Source organism: Pseudoalteromonas sp. B62, assembly GCF_037162565.1.
Lineage (GTDB): Bacteria > Pseudomonadota > Gammaproteobacteria > Enterobacterales > Alteromonadaceae > Pseudoalteromonas > Pseudoalteromonas fuliginea.
In genome coordinates this window covers 3,081,869-3,104,625 of the sequence record NZ_JARLVB010000002.1, presented here as the reverse complement: position 1 = coordinate 3,104,625, position 22,757 = coordinate 3,081,869, and the positions used below count along the sequence as shown (strand labels likewise).

Here is a 22,757-nt window from a genome sequence, read left to right as displayed (position 1 = left end):
AGATAGACGATGGCACAAGTACAATTTTCAGTTTATCGTTATAATCCAGATGTTGACAACGCTCCTCGTATGCAAGAATACACCTTGCAAACAGAGGAAGGTCACGACATGATGGTGTTGGATGCACTTATTCTTTTAAAAGAACAAGATCCTACATTATCTTTCCGTCGTTCATGCCGTGAAGGTGTGTGTGGATCTGATGGTGTTAACATGAATGGTAAAAATGGTTTAGCATGTATTACTCCCTTATCTACGCTACAAAAAAATGGCAAAGGTAAAATCGTAGTACGTCCATTACCAGGTTTACCTGTGGTTCGTGACCTTGTTATTGACATGAGTCAGTTCTACACTCAATACGAAAAAGTAAAACCTTATTTAATTAATGATCAGCCTGCTGCAGGCGAACGCCTTCAAACCATCGAAGAGCGTGATAAATTAGATGGGCTTTATGAGTGTATTTTGTGTGCATGTTGTTCGACATCGTGTCCTTCGTTCTGGTGGAATCCAGACAAGTTCATTGGTCCAGCAGGGCTTCTTCACGCTTACCGTTTCTTGGCTGATAGCCGAGATACAGCAACTGAAGAACGTTTAGCGGATTTAGACGATGCGTTCAGTGTGTTCCGTTGCCACAGTATCATGAACTGTGTTAGCGTTTGTCCTAAGGGTCTTAACCCGACTAAAGCAATTGGGCAAATCAAATCTATGTTATTAAACCGAGCGGTTTGATTACTTAGTAAACGTAAGATGGCTAATACAGATTATTAGCCATCTTGTTATGATAACTATTAATTTCTGCGCTAAAGAAAAGGGCTTATAAATGCACGAAGGTGTGATGAAGGCATGGCTAGAATCTTCACATTTAAACGGCGGTAACGTTGCTTATGTAGAAGAGCTTTATGAAGCGTATTTAGACGATGCGACTTCTGTGCCAGAAGAATGGCGAGAAGTGTTCGAACAATTACCTAAAGTTAATGGTGTGGATGTTGAAGTAAAACATTCAGAAGTTCGAGCGCAGTTTGCACAGCTTGCCAAAAACAAGCATAGAGAAGTAGTGGTAGCTGAGGGTAGTGGCGGTGACCTTAAACAGGTTAAAGTTCTACAACTTATTAATGCTTTCCGTTTTCGTGGACACCAAAATGCAAACCTAGATCCATTAGGTATTTGGGAACGAGAACGTGTACGAGATTTAGAGCTAGATTACCACGACTTATCAGCAGCTGATTTTGACCGCGAATTTAATGTAGGATCGTTTGCCGTTGGCCGCGATACTATGCCTTTAGGTGAACTATACCAAGCACTAAAAACTACATATTGTGGTTCGATTGGCGCCGAGTATATGCACATCACATCGACAGAAGAAAAACGTTGGTTACAACAGCGTTTAGAATCTGTTCAGTCTAGGCCTAAATTCGAAAAAGAAGAAAAGCTGCGTATCCTAAAAGGATTAACGGCAGCTGATGGTCTTGAAAAATATTTAGGGGCTAAGTTCCCAGGTGCTAAGCGTTTCTCACTTGAAGGTGGCGATGCATTAGTTCCAATGTTAAAAGAGCTTATTCACCGCGCTGGTGAAAGCGGCCAACAAGAAGCTGTTATAGGTATGGCTCACCGTGGTCGTTTAAATGTGCTTGTGAACGTACTAGGTAAAAACCCATCAGAGTTGTTTGATGAGTTTGCTGGTAAACACAAAGAAACATTAAGTTCTGGTGATGTTAAATACCACATGGGTTATTCATCTGACTTTGCTACTAAAGGTGGCAATGTTCATATGGCGCTTGCGTTTAACCCGTCTCATCTTGAAATTGTAAATCCAGTAGTTATGGGCTCAGTCCGTGCTCGTTTAGATCGCTTAGGTGATAGCTCTGGTATTAAAGCGCTACCAATCACAATTCATGGTGATTCTGCGGTTACAGGTCAAGGTGTTGTACAAGAAACGTTTAACTTATCACAAACTAACGCGTTTAGTTGTGGCGGTAGTATTCGTATTGTTGTAAATAACCAAGTTGGTTTTACTACATCAAAACAAGACGACGTACGCTCTACTGATTACTGTACTGACATTGCTAAAATGGTTCAGTCACCTATCTTCCACGTTAATTCTGATGACCCTGAAGCAGTTGCATTTGTTACTCAACTTGCACTTGATTTCAGAAACCAGTTTAAGCGTGACGTAGTAATCGATTTAGTGTGTTACCGTCGCCATGGTCACAACGAAGCTGATGAGCCTAATGCTACGCAGCCTTTAATGTACCAAAAAATTAAAAAACATCCAGTTCCACGTTTAATCTATGCCGATCAACTTATTGCTGAAGGTTCTTTTTCTGAACAAGAAATAAAAGCCTTAGCCGATGAGTATCGTAACGCATTAGATGAAGGAAATTGTGTTGTTTCAGAAATTCAGCCAGAGACATCACATTCTTCAGATTGGGCAAAGTATGTTGGCCATGAATGGGATGTTGATTACGATGCCAGCGTACCTGTTGAAGAGCTTAAGGCACTTGGTGAGAAAATTGCTTCTTATCCTGAGCAATATAAAGCACAGTCACGCGTTAAAAAGATTTACGATGATCGTAAGTTAATGGCTTCTGGTGAGAAGCCTCTTGATTGGGGTATGGCAGAAACACTTGCTTATGCAACAATTGCAACTGAAGGTACTGACATCCGTTTGACGGGCCAAGATTCAGGTCGTGGAACATTCTTTCATCGTCATGCTGTTGTTCACAGTCAATCAGATGGTGCTACTTATACACCTCTACAGCACTTAAGTGAAGATCAAGGTACTTTCCAAGTATTTGACTCTGTTTTATCTGAAGAAGCTGTCGTTGCTTTTGAATATGGTTATGCAACAGCTGAGCCTACGTCATTAGTACTTTGGGAAGCGCAATTTGGTGACTTTGCCAACGGTGCACAAGTTGTATTTGACCAATTTTTAAGTTCTGGTGAGCAAAAGTGGGGCCGTTTATGTGGTCTGACAATTTTGTTACCACATGGCTACGAAGGTCAAGGTCCAGAGCATAGTTCAGCACGCTTAGAGCGTTTTCTACAACTATGTGCTGATCACAACATGCAAGTATGTGTTCCGTCTACTCCGGCACAAGTTTACGCTATGCTTCGTCGTCAATCAGTTCGACCACTTCGTCGTCCACTGATTGTTATGACGCCTAAGTCGTTACTGCGTCACCCTCTTGCTACTTCATCGCTTGAAGAGCTTTCGCACGGTGTTTTCCATAATATGATCGACGAAGTTGATGATATTAACCCTGAGAAAGTAGAACGTGTTGTATTTTGTAGTGGTAAAGTTTACTACGAGCTATTACAAGAGCGTCGCAAACTTGAACAAGATAATGTTGCTATTGTTCGTGTTGAGCAGTTATATCCGTTCCCACACGACGAAATGCAAACAATTATGGAGCGTTACCAACACGTAACTGATTTTGTATGGTGTCAAGAAGAGCCACAAAACCAAGGTGCATGGTACTGTTCACAACATCACTTTATTGATGCAATCCCACAAGGTGCTAAATTAAAATATGCAGGGCGTAAAGCGTCTGCATCACCAGCGTGTGGTTACATGTCAGTACATACTAAAGAACAACAAGCGCTCGTTGCCGACGCGCTTACTATAGAAAATAAAGGATAAGCAATGAGCACAGAAATTAAAGTTCCTGTTCTTCCTGAGTCGGTTGCAGATGCTACCGTTGCTACATGGCATGTAAGTGTTGGCGACAAAGTAACTCGTGATCAAAACTTAGTAGACATTGAAACAGATAAAGTGGTTTTAGAAGTTGTTGCACAGCATGACGGTGTAATTACAGAAATATCACAAGAAGAAGGTGCAACCGTACTTGGCGATCAAGTTATGGGTTTACTTGGTGATGCTGATGCAGCGCCAGCAAGTGAAGGTTCATCTAAAGAAGAATCAGCACCCGCTAAATCAGAAGACGCGCCAGCGCCGCAATCAGCACCAGAAGGTAAAGAAGTGGACATTAAAGTACCTGTACTTCCAGAATCAGTTGCAGACGCAACAATTGCTACATGGCATGTACAACCAGGTGACGCAGTAACACGCGACCAAAACTTGGTAGATATTGAAACAGATAAAGTTGTTCTTGAAGTAGTAGCTCAAGAAGATGGCATCATGGGTGATATCATTCACAACGAAGGCGATACTGTACTCGGCGAGCAAGTAATTGGTTCGGTTAAAGCAGGCGGTGCACCATCGGCTCCAGCTGCAAAAGCAGACGCAGCGCCAGCAGCAGATTCAAGCGAAAGTTCTGATGTGTTAACACCATCAGTTCGTCGTTTAATTGCTGAGAAAGGCCTAGACGCTTCTAAAATTAACGGCACAGGTAAAAATGGCCGTGTAACTAAAGAAGACGTTGATACATTCTTAAAAGCACCCGCACCAGCGGCTAAAAAAGCAGAAGCTTCAGCTCCTGCGGCATCGATGGGCGACCGCACTCAAAAACGTGTTCCTATGACTCGTTTACGTAAAACGATTGCTACACGCCTTCTTGAAGCTAAAAATTCAACTGCAATGTTAACAACATTCAACGAAGTGAACATGGAACCAATCATGAGCCTTCGTAAGCAGTACCAAGAAGTATTTGAAAAGCGCCATGGTATTCGTTTAGGTTTCATGTCTTTCTACGTGAAAGCGGTAACTGAAGCACTTAAACGCTTCCCTGATGTTAATGCATCAATTGATGGTGACGATATTGTTTACCATAACTATTTTGATATCAGCATTGCAGTATCTACTCCACGTGGACTAGTTACTCCGGTACTTAAAGATTGTGACAAACTATCTGTTGCTGAAATCGAAAAGGGTATTCGTGAATTAGCACTTAAAGGTCGTGATGGTAAGCTAACGCTTGCAGATATGACCGGCGGTAATTTCACTATCACTAATGGTGGCGTATTTGGTTCATTACTATCTACACCTATCATTAACTTGCCACAGTCTTCAATCTTGGGTATGCATAAAATTCAAGACCGTCCAATGGCTGTAAATGGTAAAGTTGAGATACTACCTATGATGTATTTAGCGCTTTCTTATGATCATCGCATCATTGATGGTAAAGAATCTGTTGGTTTCTTAGTAACTATTAAAGAGTTACTTGAAGATCCAACACGCTTATTGCTAGATGTTTAATCTAGTTGTATGAAATGTAAGCTGTGAATGAACATTCACAGCTTTTTTTGCGCCTTTGGTCGTACTGGGGTTTTCATGTTAAGCCTTGGGATCTATACTAGGTGCGCAATTTGGGATAGTTGTTTATTTTCAAAAATATTCAGCTCTTTTAGTATAAAAAATTGGATAAAGCATCATGAATTTGCATGAGTATCAGGCAAAACAACTTTTTGCCGAATATGGTTTACCAGTTTCTCAAGGTTTCGCTTGCGATACACCTGAAGAAGCTGCAGCAGCTGCTGAAAAAATCGGCGGTGATATGTGGGTTGTTAAAACTCAGGTTCACGCAGGTGGACGTGGTAAAGCTGGCGGTGTAAAGCTAGTAAAAACTATCGACGAAGTAAAAGCGTTTGCAGCTAACTGGTTGGGTAAAAACCTAGTTACTTACCAAACAGACGAGAAAGGCCAGCCAGTAGCTAAAATTTTAGTTGAAAGCTGTACTGACATTGCTAACGAATTGTACCTAGGTGCAGTAGTTGACCGTGCATCTCGCAAAGTAGTTTTCATGGCGTCTACTGAAGGCGGCGTTGAAATTGAAACTGTTGCAGAAGAAACACCAGAGCTTATCCACAAAGCTGAAATCGACCCGTTAGTAGGTCCTCAAGCTTACCAAGCACGTGAACTAGGCTTCAAATTGGGTCTTAACCCAGTACAAATGAAGCAGTTTGTTAAGATCTTTATGGGTCTTGGTAAAATGTTTACTGATTTTGATTTCGCACTACTTGAAATCAACCCGTTAGTAATTACAGACGAAGGTAACCTTCACTGTCTTGACGGAAAAATCGGTATTGATGGTAATGCACTTTACCGTCAACCTAAAATCCGTGAGTTCCACGATCCATCTCAAGAAGATGCACGTGAAGCACACGCAGCAAGCTTCGAGCTTAACTACGTTGCTCTAGATGGCAATGTTGGTTGTATGGTTAACGGTGCAGGCCTAGCAATGGGTACTATGGACATCGTAAACCTACACGGCGGCAAACCGGCTAACTTCCTAGATGTTGGCGGCGGCGCGACTAAAGAACGTGTTTCTGAAGCATTCAAAATCATTCTTTCTGACGACAATGTTAAAGCTGTTTTAGTTAACATCTTTGGCGGTATCGTTCGTTGTGACATGATTGCTGAAGGCATCATTGGCGCAGTTAAAGAAGTTGGCGTAAACGTACCTGTAGTTGTACGTTTAGAAGGTACTAATGCTGAACTAGGTCGTGAAGTTCTAGCTAAGTCTGACCTTAACATCATCGCTGCTGAATCACTAACAGACGCTGCTGAGAAAGTTGTTGCTGCTGCGGAGGGCAAATAATGTCTGTATTAATCAATAAAGATACAAAAGTTATCTGTCAAGGTTTCACTGGTGGCCAAGGTACTTTCCACTCTGAGCAAGCGCTTGAGTACGGTACACAAATGGTTGGTGGTGTAAGCCCTGGTAAAGGCGGTCAAACGCACCTTGGTCTTCCTGTATTCAACACAGTTCGTGATGCTGTTCAAGAAACTGGCGCAACTGCTTCAGTTATCTATGTACCAGCTCCTTTTTGTAAAGATGCAATTTTAGAAGCTATCGATGCTGGCATCGAGCTGATTGTTTGTATCACTGAAGGTATCCCTACACTTGATATGGTTGACGTTAAAGTTAAACTAGATCAAACAGGTACTCGCATGATCGGTCCTAACTGTCCAGGTGTTATTACTCCTGGTGAAACTAAGATTGGTATCATGCCTGGTCACATCCACAAACCTGGTAAAGTAGGTATTGTTTCTCGCTCTGGTACTTTAACGTACGAAGCGGTTAAGCAAACTACTGATGCTGGTTTTGGTCAGTCTACGTGTGTTGGTATTGGTGGTGATCCAATTCCAGGTACTAACTTTATCGACGTTTTAGAAATGTTCGAAAAAGATCCACAAACTGAAGCAATCGTAATGATTGGTGAAATTGGTGGTACTGCAGAAGAAGAAGCTGCAGAGTACATCAAAGCTAACGTAACTAAACCTGTAGTATCTTACATTGCTGGTGTTACTGCACCAGAAGGTAAGCGTATGGGTCACGCTGGCGCAATCATCGCAGGCGGTAAAGGTACTGCTGATGAGAAATTTGCTGCATTAGAAGCTGCGGGCGTAAAAACTGTACGTTCACTTGCTGAAATCGGTAAAGCACTTAAAGAGAAAACAGGCTGGTAATTGCTTGTTCCCTCTGAAAAGGCCCGCTTATGCGGGCCTTTTTGTTATTGGGTTAAATTTAGAATGGATAACTAATGTGCTGAAAGAAGCGCACAGACAAATCTTGTCGTTGTTTATTTATAGCAAGCTCTTCACATAAAGCGTGAACCGTTTTTTCTACTTGGTTCATGAAGCGCCCATACCCAATCTCATGCTTATCTTGGTTTGTCGCAACGACAACGAAATGGATGGTTTCTACTAGTTTAGTTTCATCATAAAAATATTTAATCTGACTTTCATTTGATTCAACATCAAAACTTAATTTCTGCAATTCTACATTGCCTTCATTTTTATCTATTTTACTGTTACGGATAATTGGTATTGCACCATTGGCAACCATTGCGCCATGCGTTAGTTTATTAATTTCACATGCGCGTTTAAAGCTATCAGCAAAGTAGTCATAAAACTTTTTAAAATCCTGATCGTTTACCATTGTTTGAAACTGTGTTTTGATTGCACGAGAAATTGGAATAGTAAAAGTCGTGTAAGTCATTTCAGCATAGTCACCCGGTATATTGCATTGCCTCGACTGATAACGAGGGTAGAGGCTTCTTAGCTTATAACCATAACTTTCTTTATTGCCTTTGTCTTTAGCAAACAAATCGTAAGTAAGATGCTGGTGATCGCGAAGTTTAAATTGAGGTTGATTTAGAAATAATTGCTCTTGTAAAAGGGTCAATACTTTTTGTACTTTATTGTGAAACAAAGCTGAATTCGCACGTAAGTCCTCACCGGTGGCTAAAAAAGTAAACGTATTTTTTTACTTTTCGTGTTTGGTGTGTAATAAAGTTTATGCGCTTCGTGATAGCGAGGATTATAAAAAAACAGCATCTGCTTATCCGTTTCTAACTGGTATGACTCATCATGAAATCGTACAACCGGTAGCTTATCGTTGGCAAGTAAATGTACATTATGAAGCTCATATTCATCACAACATGCAAATAGTTGACGCGCAATGCGCTCGTAGCAACAATCTATAGTGGTAAAACTACTGTAAAACGCTTCACTAGGTGTTATTTCAGCCAATAAATAGTGATTAGCGCGTGCGTTTGTTGGAATATATACGCGGTGTTGATTAAGTGTAGCCATCTTCGGATCCTTATAAAGTAGGTTATTCGATTACTATAATCGGTTTTGATGACTTAAATATTGCGTTAAAACAAATTTTATTCATAAACAATGGAACCTGTGGATTAAAGTTAATCAATCTCTAAAATAAACCTTAATCTATTGCTGTATGTTAGTGACTGTTTTTGTAATAATGCATTAGTTTTGTTATTACGTAATATTTAGAGGATCACACTCCTATGGCGGAAATTGAGAATCGCCCAAGTAACTTTATTAGAACCCGAATTGATGAAGACTTAGCAAGCGGGAAACATGCTACAACGCATACACGTTTTCCACCTGAACCAAATGGTTTTTTACATATTGGTCATGCAAAATCAATTTGCTTAAATTTTGGTATCGCAAAAGACTACCACGGTTTATGTAACCTACGTTTTGACGATACAAACCCTGAAAAAGAAGACATTAACTACGTAAATTCTATTAAAGAGGATGTACAGTGGCTAGGTTTTAATTGGGATGGCGATATAAAGTATTCTTCTAATTATTTTGATACTTTATATGGTTACGCAGTTGAGCTAATAAATAAAGGCTTAGCGTACGTTTGTTTTTTAACTGCAGACGAAGCGCGACAGTACCGTGGTACATTAAAAGAGCTAGGTAAAAACAGTCCATATAGAGACACGTCAGTTGAAGAAAACCTAGCGTTATTTGGAAAAATGCGTGCTGGTGAATTCAAAGAGGGTGAATGTGTTCTGCGTGCTAAAATTGATATGGCAAGCTCATTTATGGTGCTTCGCGATCCAATTATTTACCGTGTGCGTTTTGCTCACCATCATCAAACAGCTGATAAGTGGTGCATTTACCCTATGTATGACTTCACGCACTGTATTTCTGATGCGCTTGAAGGTATTACACATTCGTTATGTACATTAGAGTTCCAAGATAACCGCCGTTTATACGACTGGGTACTTGATAACATCAGTTTAGAATGTCACCCGCAGCAAATTGAGTTCTCACGTTTAAATCTTGAATATACAATTATGTCTAAGCGTAAGCTTAGTGATTTAGTGGTTAATAACCATGTAGAAGGGTGGGATGACCCACGTATGCCTACAATTGCAGGTTTACGTCGTCGTGGCTATACACCAGGTTCAATTCGTGAATTTTGTTTGCGTATTGGTGTAACAAAACAAGAGAATATGGTCGAAATGGGCATGCTTGAAGCGTGTATCCGTGAAGACTTAAACGAAAATGCACCACGTGCAATGGCCGTACTCGATCCTGTTAAAATCGTTATTGAAAACTACGATGCAGACAAGGTTGAAATTTTATCTGTGGCTAATCACCCAAATAAAGAAGAGATGGGTCGCCGTGATGTACCGTTTACGCGTGAAATTTATATCGAACGTGAAGACTTCAAAGAAGAAGCAAACAATAAGTTCAAACGTTTAGTACTTGATAAAGAAGTACGCTTACGTGGTGCTTATGTTATTAAAGCCCTGCGCGTTGAAAAAGACGAAAATGGCGAAATCACAACTATCTTTTGTACTTACGACAGCGAAACACTTGGTAAAAACCCAAGTGATGGACGTAAAGTAAAGGGCGTTATTCACTGGGTTTCAGCACCAGAGTCTATCACTGCAGAAGTGCGTTTATACGACCGTTTGTTTAGCGTACCAAACCCAGCAGCTGCTGATGAGTTTGAAACAACACTAAACCCGAAGTCATTGGTTGTTTTGCCAAACGCTAAATTAGAGCCATCGCTTGCTGATTCTCAAGCAGAGCAGGGCTTTCAGTTTGAGCGTACGGGTTATTTTTCTCGTGATTCTAAATCAGAGAACGTTGTATTTAACCAAACAGTGGGTCTTCGTGATTCATGGTCTAAAACTCAATAAATAATACCAATCTGTTTAATTAAGTGAGCTATTTTGAGGTAAAAAAAACTTGTCGATAACAAGGCAAAAATTTCGTTATTTAGTTGTTCTATATCAGAGATTTTTAACACAGTTAGCGTCAGGTTTAATCCCTCAAATTGATCAAGTATTATTGCGGATTGGTATAGTACTTAAAATATCCCCAGGATTTACTGGGTATATTCATTACTATCGTCTTTTAGGCACAAAAAAACCTGCACTTAGCAGGTTTTTTATTGCTTTTAAAAGCGGTATTAGCTGTTAGCGTCGCTAAATTCTTTACACGCTGCTTTATCATTACACTCACCGTATAAATATAAAGAATGGTTTGTAAGTGTTATACCATTTTCTTCAGCAATCTCAAGTTGACGACGTTCAATCATATCATCTTCAAACTCTACCACTTTGCCACATTTCAAACATACTAAATGATCGTGGTGCGTACTTCCAGAGAGTTCAAATACTGATTTTCCACCTTCAAAGTGATGACGGCTTACAATACCTGCATCATCAAATTGGTTAAGTACGCGGTATACAGTTGCAAGACCAATTTCTTCACCTAGATCCAAAAGAATTTTGTAAACATCTTCAGCACTGATGTGTTGGTTATCTGGAGATTGTAAAATCTCTAATATTTTAATACGCGGTAAAGTTACTTTTAAACCGGCTTTTTTAAGTTCCAAGTTATGATCAGTCATTAAATCTGTCTCAATTTTATTTGGTTATACTAGACATCTTGCAAAGATGTACACGACACATTAGCAATAAACAGGATAACGTGCCTAAGCGTTAAGTGCAAAGAACAATTGATTTATATTGCTATTAAAGCTTAAATCGCTAACTGTTTGATAGTTATTTAAACAGCTCGCGATATATGTAGAAAATTAGTCAGCTAATTCACTTAAACACATTTCTTCATACACTTGAGCCGACCATGCTTTAACACGTTGCTCAGTTAGCTCTGGTTGACGGTCTTCATCGATACCCAAGCCTACAAAGTGCTTCTCATCAGCCATGCCTTTAGACGCTTCAAAGTCATAGCTTTCGCTTGGCCAATGGCCCACAACAATAGCGCCACGCTCAGTAACTATATCGTTGATCATGCCCATTGCATCTAAAAAGTACTCTGCGTAATCTTCTTGGTCTCCACAACCAAAAATAGCCACAAGCTTACCTTCGAAGTCCACTTCCTCAAGCTCAGGGAAAAAGTCGTCCCAGTCACATTGCGCTTCGCCGTAGTACCAAGTCGGAATACCGAATAAGATTAAATCAAATTCAGCTATCTCTTCTTTAGAGCTTTTTGCAATATCATGAACAGCCACTAGCTTTTTACCCAATTCTTTTTGGATCATTTTTGCTACGTGTTCTGTGTTACCTGTGTCACTTCCGAAAAAAATGCCTACACTTGCCATGGATTTAAAACCTTTTATGTATCAATAGCCAATCTTTCTTGTAAAATCGTTTCAATCAGCGCACTGCGGCTAATATTTTGTGCATCTGCCATATCACTTAATGCTTGATATAACTGTGATGAAACTTTAAATTCAACACGTTTTAAACCACGTGCTTTATCTCTTTTTATTTGATTACGTTTATTTACCTTTAACTGCATATCCCGTGAAAGGGGATTGGTTTTAGGCCTGCCTGGGCGTTTTTCGTATTCAAATAAATCGAGTGTAGTTCTATCTGTTTCTGACTTCGCCATGCTTAACCTACACCTGCGCCTTGCCAAAATACTTGAATAAGCCCTTTAGCAATAAAGCCTGAACAACCTAAAAAGAGCACGCCCCAGACAATGTATTGTCCGAACTTTGGTACATTACCACTTTTTAGTACGTCTTTAATTGCCATGCCGATGAATATGAAAATACCGGCTAAGCCAAAATACAACCCTAGGGTATCAAATTCGTTAATTAACTGACTGACCATCAACGTATAACCTTTAAATTAAACGGCGCGTACTATAGCATATAAATATTCATATATTTAGTGCGCAGAATCAAAAACACGCGATTAAAATTACTTTAAATCGCAGTTAAAAAGTCATTTATCGCTTTATTAACAGCAAGGGGCTTTTGAGCATGAAGCCAATGACCTGCTCCATGAATAATTTTAGCCTTGGTGTTTTTAAAGCGTGTTGTAATTGCAGTACGATGTTCGGGTAAAATATAGTCAGAATCGTTGCCTTTAATGAAAAGAGTATCGCATAAACAAGAATTATTTTCATTAACATTGGATGTGATTGTCGAATATTTTTCATTGAGCACATTTAAGTTAAATCGCCACGCAAAACGACCTTCTTCATTTTTAGCGAGGCTTTTAAGTAAAAATTGTCGAACTCCAAGCTCTTCGATAAAAGGCTGCATAATTGCATCAGCTTGTTTTCGATCGTCGATTGATTGTGCTGAAACTGCTTTTAATGCTTGCAGTATTTTTGTGTGGCGAGCGGGGTAACTAACAGGTGCAATATCAAGTACAACCAATTTATTTACCAGCTCAGGATGGGTAAGCGCTAATTCCATTGCCACTTTACCACCCATAGAGTGGCCAACTAAATGGGCCTTGTCTATGTTTAAACGGGCTAATAACTCAACAATATCTTGTGCCATTGCTGGGTAATTCATTTCATCGCTATGAGGTGACAGACCATGGTTACGCAAATCAACGTTTATAACATTAAAGTGTTCACTTAATGGGTTTGCAATAACATTTAAGTTTTCTAATGATCCAAAAAGCCCGTGGATCAAAATAACGTTAGGACCTTGCCCTTGTTGCTTGTAATTTAACTGCATACTAGCCTCCTGAAAATTTGGCCATAGTTTGCCGAGCATTGCTCTAAAAAGCAAAAAATACAGCGACTATTTATTCAATTGGGCTTTTGTTTGTTAAATCAACAACAATCAAGTAAATATTAATATGTTTACGGGAGTGCTTGTTGTAACTCGCATTTCTGATTGGTTTGGGTATAATCACACGGGAGAAAGAAATGTGACCCGTAATGACAGGAATAACATGAAACAAATCGACATAGACGACGAATTATATCAATATATTGCAAGCAATACGCAAAGTATTGGTGAAAGTGCATCCACTATTTTACGTCGTTTATTAAATCTGAGCGGCGAAAAAATTCTAACCGCAAACGTAGAACTAACTCAAAACAATCAAACTGCGACTACGTCCACTGCTACATTAAAAAGCTCAGACCCAACGGCTGCTGAGACTACAAAAAAACAAACACCTGTAGCTCACGCACCTGTGCAGCAAAAAAGTGATAATATTTTTAATGTACTAAATAAAGAAGAGCTGGCAATGCAAAAGGGCGTTGTTGGACGTTTTTTGTTTATTTTAAGTGCATTTTACCGTACACATAAAACTGATTTTTCGGCTGTATTAGATATAAAAGGCCGCGACCGTGTTTACTTTGCTACCAGCAAAGAAGACTTAGTTAATAGCGGCAGTAGCATGAATCCTAAAAACATAACTGATAGTGAATATTGGGTTATGACGAATTCTAATACAACGCGTAAAAAAATGATGCTTCATGAAGTGGCTCTTTGCCTTGGTTACAGTGCAGAGCAAGCTGAAAAAATTCGCGATTACCTGTAAGGAAATATAATGGCTATTCACTCAGGCGCAGGTAAAACTGCTCCACAATCGGCACTGGTTAATGTTCCAAAATTAGTATCTGCCTATTATTTAAATGAACCAGATCTTGAGCAGAACCCTGAGCATTGCGTTGCTTTTGGTACATCAGGCCACCGTGGGTGTTCTTACGATGTTAAATTTAACGAATCACACATTTTGGCGATTACTCAAGCTATTTGTGATTACAGAAAACAAAATGATATTTTTGGTCCGTTATTTTTAGGTAAAGATACGCACGCATTGAGTGAGGCCGCATTTAACTCCGCCATTGAAGTACTCGTTGCTAACGAAGTGCAAGTGATAACACAAGAAGACGGTGATTTTACACCAACACCCGTTATTAGCCATGCCATCGTTAGTCATAACAAGCTACACCCAAATGAGCTTGCAGACGGTATTGTAGTTACCCCGTCGCATAACCCTCCTGAAGATGGTGGCTTTAAGTACAACCCACCTAATGGCGGACCTGCTGATACCGACGTCACTAAATGGATCGAAGACAGAGCTAATCAACTTTTATTAGAAGATTTAGTTGAAGTTGAGTTATTCCCATTCGCTAAAGCATCGCGTTCAGGTTTTATCCGCTACGAAGATTTAATGACTCCTTATATTGATGATTTAGCAAATATCGTTAATTTAAAAGCAATTAGCGATGCAGGTATTAAAATTGGTATCGATCCACTTGGTGGTTCGGGTATTAATTTTTGGCCTGTTATTGCTAAAAAATATAATTTAGATTTAACCGTTGTTAATGATGTTGTTGACCCACGTTTTGCTTTTATGCCACTTGATAAAGATGGCAAAATTCGTATGGATTGTTCATCACCTTATTCAATGGCGAATCTTATTGCATTAAAAGATGATTTTGATGTGTCTATTGGTAACGACCCTGACTACGATCGCCACGGTATTGTAACGCCAGATGGTTTAATGAATCCAAACCACTTTTTAGCAGTGGCAATCGATTACTTACTTAAACACCGTGATTGGAATGAAACCGTAGAAATTGGTAAAACATTGGTTTCTAGCTCTATGATTGACAAAGTAGCTGCTCGTAACAGCCGTAAAGTTAAAGAAGTACCCGTAGGCTTTAAATGGTTTGTTGAAGGCTTAAGTAAAGGCAAACTTGCGTTTGGTGGCGAAGAAAGCGCCGGTGCGGCATTCTTACGTTTTGATGGCTCTGTATGGTGTACAGATAAAGACGGCTTCATAATGGGGCTACTCGCTGCAGAAATACTTGCTGTGACAGGTAAAACGCCATCAGCGCTTTATAAAGAATTAGAACAAGAGTTTGGTTCTCCAATTTATAAACGCCTAGATGCACCTGCTACAAGCGGTCAAAAATCACGTTTAAAAGCATTGAGTGCTTCTGATGTTAAAGCAGATACACTTGCTGGCGAGCCTATTTTGCAAAAATTGACTCATGCACCAGGTAACGATGCGGCAATTGGTGGTTTAAAAGTGGTCACTGAAAATGGCTGGTTTGCAGCGCGTCCATCGGGTACTGAAGATATTTATAAAATATACCTTGAATCATTTAAAGGTGAAGCGCATTTAGCGTTACTTGAAAAAGAAGCTAAAAAGCTTGTAGATTCAGTTATAAGCTAACTTAATCTAATAATTTTAAAACGGCTGATTTATTCAGCCGTTTTCGTTTCTATACCTTGTGTATTTATAAAAATATATGCATAAGAGTCTACTCTCACATTATTTTTAAAGGGCTTATTATATGTCAGCCAATCCATCTTACTTAAATGAATTAAAACAAACTGGCGATTTTTTAACGCTTAGTCGTGACAACGAATGGCATTTAGATGCAGGTGAGTTTGTTTTAGATAATGGGACTCGTGTAAATATCCACGATACCGGAGTCATTGAGTTTCAACCTGCTGTTACAACGTCAAAAGATGTAGTTTATTCAAGCGCTGTACACGGTAACGAAACTGCGCCAATTGAAATTTGTGATGCGCTCATTAAACAAATTATAAAAGGCGAGCTGATACTTAAGCAGCGCGCTTTGTTTATTTACGGTAATCCACAATCAATTAATATTGGCCTGCGTTTTGTAGAAGAAAACTTAAATAGATTATTTAATGGTCACCATACAGTTGAAGGTGTACCAATGAATAATGAACGAAACCGCGCTGCAAAGCTTGAGCAATACGTAAGCGATTTTTATGCCCGTGGCCAGCAAGGCAGTAGCCGATGTCATTACGACTTACACACTGCAATTAGAGGCTCTAAAAACGAAAAATTTGCTGTGTATCCATTTTTACATGGTAAGCCATGGAAAAAGTCACAGTTACAATTTTTATTGAGCTGTGGTGTAAATACCGTACTTATGATGAAATCACCCGCAACAACGTTTAGCTATTATTCGTCGTTTGTTCATGGTGCGGACTCGTTTACGGTAGAGCTGGGTCAGGTTAAGCCATTTGGCCAAAACGATATGACACGTTTTGAAAAAACAAAGCAAACACTGACTGCATTAATTAGCCAAAATGAAGTTAAATACCCTGATTTTAATGCAAGTGAGTTTGAGTTATTTGCAGTGCACCGCACAATTAATAGAACGCAGGATGATTTTAGTTTCCCTTTTTCTGATGATGCTGAGAACTTTACTGGCTTTGCGAAAGGTGAACTACTTGCAACCGACGGTGATACAGCGATTTACGCTGACGTTGAAGGAGAGGCTATTATTTTTCCAAATGCGAGCGTAGCATTAGGGCAAAGAGCACTCCTTACTGTTATTCCAATGGATATTGATAGTAATTTCATCTAATTTGACTCATCAGACCACTAGTAACTTAAAGTTAACTATATGATTACTATTAATTAAAGTAGCCGTATCGTTAACTTGCCACTTATTTAGCCAGTATTTGCTTTTGTTTCGTCCCAGATTTGTTGAATAACACTTTACGTTAACGTAAAGTGTTGGCAGCTTTAATTAAAGATAGTGCAGATGTTGCAAAGTTTAACCAGCAACAATCACCCACAATAATAATTTAAAGGGGCACTGTTTTACCGACAACAAAAGAAGGTAGGTTATGAGTAATCCAAATAACGTATCGCTGAATATTAACCACGCGCTTGAATTTATTGATGGCCAAGCACTTAATATTCCAACCCTTAGTATTTTAACTGAGGACGGCGACATTCATCCTAGTGCAACCGCACCTGACATTTCAAAACATACCGCTATTAAGTTATATGAAACAATGCGTTTTATACGTTTGTTAGATGAACGTATGCAAGGCGCGCAGCGCCAAGGCCGTGTTAGTTTTTATATGCAATGCCTAGGCGAAGAAGCCGCAGTTACAGCCTCTGCTGCTGCACTTGATCAAGACGATATGATCATGGCGCAATATCGTGAACAAGCTGCATTGCATTACCGTGGTTTTACACTTGATCAATTTATGAACCAAATGTTTTCAAATGAATTGGATTTAGGCAAAGGTCGCCAAATGCCAATCCATTATGGCTCTAAAGCGCTAAACTACATGACGATTTCATCGCCATTGGGTACGCAAATACCACAAGCAACGGGTTATGCATATGGCCAAAAAATAAAGCACATCGACGCTAAAACAGGCGAGCTTGCCAGCACAATTGATAATGTGACTATTTGTTACTTTGGCGAAGGTGCTGCATCAGAAGGTGACTTTCATGCCGGTTTAAATATGGCCGCTGTTCACAGAGCGCCGGTTATATTTTTGCACGTAATAACGGCTATGCAATATCAACCCCTGCTGATGAGCAGTTTAAAGGCGATGGTATCGCCTCGCGTGGTGTTGGTTATGGTATTAAAACAATTCGTGTTGATGGCACAGATGCACTTGCAGTGTATGCAGCGACCAAAAAAGCACGGGAAATAGCCTCAACACAAGGTGAACCTGTACTTATTGAATCAATTGCTTATCGATTAGGCGCGCACTCTACATCAGACGATCCAAGTGGTTATCGCTCTAAAGATGAAGAAGCGAATCATCAAACGTGTCCTATTGATAAATTTAGAAAATGGCTGGTCAAGCAAGACTGGTTAAACGAAGAAGACGACATAAAAGCAAAAGAGTCGATTCGTGAAGAAATTTTAGCAGCGCTAAAGCGTGCTGAAGTTGTTGCCAAGCCTGCTTTAGAAGAATTGGTCTCAGACGTTTACGATACACCTATTCCCTTATTGCAACGCCAGTACGAACAATTAAAAGAACATATAAAGCAGCATCCAGATGCTTACCCAGTAACCGCAGGGAGAATTAAGTAATGGCTAAAATGAACATGCTTCACGCAATTAACTCTGCCCTGGATATTACGATGAACGAACACCCTCAAGCCTGTATTTTTGGCGAAGATGTTGGTTACTTCGGTGGTGTATTTAGAGCAACATCAGGCTTGCAAGAAAAGTACGGTAAGCATCGTGTTTTTAATACGCCTCTAACCGAGCAAGGTATTTTAGGCTTTGCTAATGGTTTAGCGGCATTTGGTGCACCTGCATTGGCAGAAATTCAATTTGCTGATTATATTTTTCCAGCGTTCGATCAAATAGTAAATGAAGCTGCTAAATTTCGTTACCGTAGTGGTAATGAATTTAATGTGGGTAACTTAACTATTCGTACGCCTTATGGCGGTGGTATTGCAGGCGGCTTATATCACTCGCAATCACCCGAAGCTTATTTTGCGCATACACCGGGCTTAAAAGTGGTTGTACCGCGTAACCCTTATCAGGCTAAAGGTTTATTACGTGCTGCAATTAAAGATGATAACCCGGTCATATTTTTTGAGCCTAAGCGTTTATACCGTGCATCAACAGGCAAAGTGCCTGAAGAAGATTATAGTATTGAATTAGGCACGGCTGAAGTAGTACAAGAGGGTACCGATATTACGCTTTTAGCGTGGGGTGCTCAAATGGAGATTATTGAAGAGGCAGCACAGCAAGCAAGCGAGCAAGGTATAAGCTGTGAAGTAATAGATCTTCGTAGTATTTTACCATGGGATGTTGAAACGATTGCTAAATCGGTTATTAAAACCGGCCGTTTAATCGTGAGCCATGAAGCCCCCATAACTAATGGCTTTGGTGCCGAGATAGCAGCAACAATACAACAAGCGTGTTTCTTGCATTTAGAGTCGCCAATTTTACGTGTATGTGGCTTAGATACACCATACCCGTTGGCACTTGAAAAAGAATATGTACCGGACGCACTAAAAGTGTTGGCTGCAATTAAACAATCAATGGATTTTTAGGGGTTACCATGGCTAAAGATTTTATATTACCCGATATTGGTGAAGGCATTGTTGAATGCGAAGTTGTTGAGTGGCTAGTTCAAGAAGGCGATACCGTATCTGAGGATCAGCCAATTTGTGATGTGATGACAGACAAAGCATTAGTACAAATTCCGGCAGTGCATGATGGTGTTATTACAAAGCTATATTATCAAAAAGGTGAAATTGCTAAAGTACATGCCCCTTTATTTGCTATGGATGTAACTGGTGATAGTACGAGTAATGAAGTAGTAGAAGAGCTAGTACAAGCTGAAAATCAAACTTATAACAATGCATCTGATGTAGTTGAGGACTTTATACTACCAGATATTGGTGAAGGTATTGTCGAATGTGAGATTGTTGATTGGCTAGTCGCAGAAGGCGATGAAATAGAAGAAGACCAAGCGGTTTGTGACGTAATGACCGACAAAGCATTAGTACAAATTCCGGCAAAATATACAGGCACAGTGCAAAAGTTATATTACCAAAAAGGTGAAATAGCAAAAGTACATAGCCCGTTGTTTCAAATGACAATTGCAGGCAGTGCAGTAAAGCCAAGTGTTGATATAAACCAAGCGGTCGTAAAGGCTCAAACTAATGCTGTCGCTGAAAAAGTTGCCACTGTTAAAACAGAGCAAGCTGTAAAAGTTATCAATCAAAAAGCGGTGGCGTCGCCTGCGGTTCGCCGTAAAGCACGTGAACTTGATGTTGATTTAACGTGTGTACCAGGTAGTGGTAAAAATGGTCGAATTTACAAGCAAGATATTGAAGAGTTTGTAAAAGGCGAAGTGCCAAATACTATTGATACTTCACCGCTTAATAGCGATGCTTCTCAAAGTGCAGTGCAAAACCAAACGCAGAATCAAAGCGGTGGCGTACGAGTAGAGCAAATTAAAGGCATTAAAGCGGCCATGGCCAAGCAAATGGTGGCATCGGTTTCAATTATTCCGCACTTTACGTTTAGTGATGAAATCGACTTAACACAGCTAATCGCTTTGCGCAGCTCTTTAAAAGAGCAGTACAAAGCACAAGGCGTAAAGCTCACCATGATGCCATTTTTTGTAAAAGCACTCTCGCTAGCAATGAAAGAGTACCCTGTACTGAATTCAAAAGTGAATGATGATTGCTCAGAGCTTACCTATTATAACGATCACAATATTGGTATAGCGGTTGATTCAAAAATTGGCTTGTTAGTCCCTAATATCAAATCGTGTCAGAGTAAAAGCATTGTAGATGTGGCAAATGATTTAACTCGCTTAACTCATTCAGCGCGAGAAGGGCGTGTTGCACCGGATGATTTAAAAGGTGGGACGATTAGCATCTCTAATATTGGTGCAATTGGCGGCACTATCGCAACTCCTATCATTAATAAACCAGAAGTGGCTATTGTTGCGCTTGGTAAACTACAGCATCTACCACGTTTTAACGAAAGTGGGCAAGTTGTGAGTAAAGCTATTATGCAAGTGAGTTGGTCTGGCGATCATCGCGTTATTGATGGCGGGACTATTGCTCGTTTTAATAACCTATGGAAATCGTACTTAGAAAATCCATCGGTAATGATGATGGCTATGAGTTAATAACTCAATTGTTAGTGTGTAATAAAAAACCAGCTTTAAGCTGGTTTTTGTTTTAATATGAACTGTTTTTAATTAAGATACAATTGTTACTAAAAAGTAATTGAAATCAAGCCCATTAGGGAATATAAAAAATAACATTAAGGAATATTATTATGGAATATTATATGGATGCGTTGCGTAGCTACGCAGATTTTTCAGGTCGTAATCGCCGCAAAGCTTTTTGGATGTTTTATTTGATTAACTTTTTAATCGCTTTAGCATTATCAGTAGTTGATGAAGTACTTGGTATAGCTCTTATTGGCACTATTTATAGCCTTGCACTATTAATTCCTCAATTAAGCGCCGGTGCTCGTCGCCTTCATGATACTGGCCGCTCTGGTTGGTGGCAGCTACTTTGGTTAGTACCTATTATTGGTTGGATAGTTATAATCATCTTTTTAGCACAAGATTCTCACGAAGGTGAAAACGATTTTGGCCAAAACCCTAAAGAAGGTTTTGTAGCAGCAGAGTAAGTTACTATATTTTAGCAAAAAGCTCAGCAATTGCTGAGCTTTTTTGTGTTTATAATTTACAGTATATCTTTAGATATCAACTAAAAAATAGAGTCCATAGCCTACAAGTAAAGCAGGAATAGATGTATAAAGCGTAGCTATCACTGCAGCTCTAGGAGCCATTGCTATTGCTGGAAATAACGCATCACCATCGTTAGAAATCGCGTTTCCTGCTAAAGCACTAAAGGGAATAATGCCTTGAATATACAATGTAGTGACAATTATTTGCGGGCCACAGCCAGGTAAAAACCCAATAACAACTGCAATAAGCGGTGCTAAATAGGCGTAATGTACAAACCACGTTTTTAAGTTCAGTCCTGCAATATTGACTAAAATTTCAAATAACATAAAAGAGGCTACTACCCATGCAGTTACAAAGTGTGTGTCTTGTAATACTTTAATTATTTTAGAAGGAGGATTGCACGTAACATCTTCTGAGGTCACTTCTTGATAACTTTCACCCTTTGACGAAAATGCCCAAATACTGACAACAAAGAGTGCCATTGCGGCACCAAAAAACTGATCATAGTATCTATATTTGTGCCAAATTTTGTGAAGTCGACATTAAATGCAATTAAGAAAGCAATCATTAAGCTAGGTACAATTGTTATCATCCACACAGGTTTACTAATTTTAATAATATTAGTGGGTAAAATTTTAATTTGATGTTTTTGTTCTTGCGCTGTTGGGCGTAAAAAATCTTTACTGTGAATTGTATTAACAAGTAATCCACTTACTATACCGACGGTTAATCCTATCCCCATAATAATTAAACCTTCAGTAGGGCGTGTGGCAAGTAGCAAAAAAGCAGCATCGCCCATCGTTGCTGTTAGCACAGCAACAATAGAGCCAAAGCTCGCTTGACCTTTAGTAAACTGCGTAACAACTATAATAGCGCCACCACAGCCAGGTAATGCACCTAAAACAGCAGCAAAACTAATTTCTAAAATAGGCGACTTAGCACTTAAATAACTCAGCTCTAGTTGAGGTAAATGCTCTATAGCGTAGTAATAAATCAAAAGGGTAGCAGCAACAAACACACTCACTTGAAAAAAAGCATCGCTTAATGCAGTCACAGTAATTTCACGTAAGGTAGGTAATGCTAAGCAAACCAATATAAATAAAGGTAGCAATAAACGTTTGTTTTGGCCTATAAACTGTCTTGACGCGGGAGTTATTAAACCAAAGTGAGAGAGTAGAATCATACAATGCGACCTAATAAATTATCTAAGTCACACTGTATATTTTAATTAAACGATAATCAATATCATTTGCATTAATTAAATCGAATGCTTGTTTGAATTTCCGATTAAAATAAAACAATGTGCGTATCCAT

The 22,757-nt window shown here is 39.5% G+C and carries 17 protein-coding genes and 3 pseudogenes; 13 read left to right on the top strand and 7 right to left on the bottom strand.

Features of this window, described 5'->3' with window-relative positions; all coding sequences use genetic code 11:
• Positions 1–9: 9 nt before the first annotated feature.
• The 5 genes from P4S71_RS18515 to sucD all read left to right on the top strand — a co-directional run bounded on the left by P4S71_RS18515 (position 10) and on the right by sucD (position 7,366).
• Positions 10–726: a succinate dehydrogenase iron-sulfur subunit gene (locus tag P4S71_RS18515; RefSeq protein WP_007375751.1), complete on the top strand. Its 717-nt coding sequence runs from the start codon at positions 10–12 to the stop codon at positions 724–726.
• Between the two features lie 91 nt (positions 727–817).
• Positions 818–3,637 carry a 2-oxoglutarate dehydrogenase E1 component gene (gene sucA / locus P4S71_RS18510; RefSeq protein WP_337151250.1) on the top strand — a complete coding sequence of 940 codons (2,820 nt, stop codon included), beginning with the start codon at positions 818–820 and terminating at the stop codon, positions 3,635–3,637.
• A 3-nt stretch (positions 3,638–3,640) separates the two neighbouring features.
• On the top strand, positions 3,641–5,152 hold the full coding sequence (gene odhB / locus P4S71_RS18505) for a 2-oxoglutarate dehydrogenase complex dihydrolipoyllysine-residue succinyltransferase (RefSeq protein ID WP_337151249.1): 1,512 nt from the start codon (positions 3,641–3,643) through the stop codon (positions 5,150–5,152).
• Between the two features lie 175 nt (positions 5,153–5,327).
• Positions 5,328–6,494, top strand: a complete 1,167-nt coding sequence (sucC, locus tag P4S71_RS18500; protein ID WP_007375754.1) for an ADP-forming succinate--CoA ligase subunit beta — start codon at positions 5,328–5,330, stop codon at positions 6,492–6,494.
• A complete protein-coding gene (gene sucD, locus P4S71_RS18495) occupies positions 6,494–7,366 on the top strand; it encodes a succinate--CoA ligase subunit alpha (protein ID WP_002961811.1) in 873 nt (290 codons plus the stop codon). Before sucC ends, sucD begins: the two co-directional genes overlap by 1 nt.
• Before the next feature lie 58 nt (positions 7,367–7,424).
• On the opposite strand, the pseudogene P4S71_RS18490 reads toward sucD, so the two are convergent.
• A pseudogene (locus P4S71_RS18490) lies at positions 7,425–8,494 on the bottom strand (DUF3083 family protein).
• A gap of 218 nt (positions 8,495–8,712) precedes the next feature.
• Between P4S71_RS18490 and glnS the strand changes: the two are divergent.
• Positions 8,713–10,371, top strand: a complete 1,659-nt coding sequence (gene glnS / locus P4S71_RS18485) for a glutamine--tRNA ligase (protein WP_337151248.1) — start codon at positions 8,713–8,715, stop codon at positions 10,369–10,371.
• Positions 10,372–10,643: 272 nt separating this feature from the next.
• On the opposite strand, the gene fur is transcribed toward glnS, so the two are convergent.
• The 5 genes from fur to P4S71_RS18460 form a co-directional block, all read right to left on the bottom strand.
• Complete coding sequence (fur, locus tag P4S71_RS18480) at positions 10,644–11,087, bottom strand: ferric iron uptake transcriptional regulator (protein WP_002962922.1); 444 nt, start codon at positions 11,085–11,087, stop codon at positions 10,644–10,646.
• 186 nt (positions 11,088–11,273) lie between these two features.
• Positions 11,274–11,801 (bottom strand): flavodoxin FldA, encoded by a 528-nt coding sequence (gene fldA, locus P4S71_RS18475; protein WP_007375757.1) that lies wholly within the window; start codon positions 11,799–11,801, stop codon positions 11,274–11,276.
• 14 nt (positions 11,802–11,815) lie between these two features.
• Positions 11,816–12,094, bottom strand: a complete 279-nt coding sequence (ybfE, locus tag P4S71_RS18470; RefSeq protein WP_002962928.1) for a LexA regulated protein — start codon at positions 12,092–12,094, stop codon at positions 11,816–11,818.
• A gap of 2 nt (positions 12,095–12,096) precedes the next feature.
• The gene (locus P4S71_RS18465; protein WP_002962930.1) at positions 12,097–12,318 is read right to left on the bottom strand and encodes a DUF2788 domain-containing protein; all 222 of its coding nucleotides are present in this window, start codon (positions 12,316–12,318) and stop codon (positions 12,097–12,099) included.
• Positions 12,319–12,413: 95 nt separating this feature from the next.
• Entirely contained in the window at positions 12,414–13,181 is a 768-nt protein-coding gene (locus P4S71_RS18460) for an alpha/beta fold hydrolase (RefSeq protein WP_337151247.1), read from the bottom strand.
• Positions 13,182–13,401: 220 nt separating this feature from the next.
• On the opposite strand from P4S71_RS18460, the gene seqA reads away from it, so the two are divergent.
• From seqA to P4S71_RS18425, 7 genes and pseudogenes are all read left to right on the top strand, one after another.
• Positions 13,402–13,998, top strand: a complete 597-nt coding sequence (gene seqA / locus P4S71_RS18455; protein WP_007375759.1) for a replication initiation negative regulator SeqA — start codon at positions 13,402–13,404, stop codon at positions 13,996–13,998.
• 9 nt (positions 13,999–14,007) lie between these two features.
• Positions 14,008–15,645, top strand: a complete 1,638-nt coding sequence (gene pgm / locus P4S71_RS18450; protein ID WP_337151246.1) for a phosphoglucomutase (alpha-D-glucose-1,6-bisphosphate-dependent) — start codon at positions 14,008–14,010, stop codon at positions 15,643–15,645.
• Between the two features lie 121 nt (positions 15,646–15,766).
• Positions 15,767–16,819, top strand: coding sequence for a succinylglutamate desuccinylase (gene astE, locus P4S71_RS18445; RefSeq protein ID WP_337151245.1), 1,053 nt, complete (start codon positions 15,767–15,769; stop codon positions 16,817–16,819).
• Between the two features lie 265 nt (positions 16,820–17,084).
• Positions 17,085–18,298: pseudogene (locus P4S71_RS18440) on the top strand (thiamine pyrophosphate-dependent dehydrogenase E1 component subunit alpha).
• Positions 18,298–19,275 (top strand): alpha-ketoacid dehydrogenase subunit beta, encoded by a 978-nt coding sequence (locus tag P4S71_RS18435; RefSeq protein WP_337151244.1) that lies wholly within the window; start codon positions 18,298–18,300, stop codon positions 19,273–19,275. The pseudogene P4S71_RS18440 and the gene P4S71_RS18435 overlap by 1 nt, the downstream one beginning before the upstream one ends.
• 8 nt (positions 19,276–19,283) lie before the next feature.
• On the top strand, positions 19,284–20,870 hold the full coding sequence (locus tag P4S71_RS18430; RefSeq protein ID WP_337120404.1) for a dihydrolipoyllysine-residue acetyltransferase: 1,587 nt from the start codon (positions 19,284–19,286) through the stop codon (positions 20,868–20,870).
• A gap of 152 nt (positions 20,871–21,022) precedes the next feature.
• Positions 21,023–21,382 carry a DUF805 domain-containing protein gene (locus P4S71_RS18425; protein ID WP_033014910.1) on the top strand — a complete coding sequence of 120 codons (360 nt, stop codon included), beginning with the start codon at positions 21,023–21,025 and terminating at the stop codon, positions 21,380–21,382.
• 69 nt (positions 21,383–21,451) lie between these two features.
• On the opposite strand, the pseudogene P4S71_RS18420 reads toward P4S71_RS18425, so the two are convergent.
• Positions 21,452–22,626, bottom strand: a pseudogene (locus P4S71_RS18420) (putative manganese transporter).
• Positions 22,627–22,757: the final 131 nt, after the last annotated feature.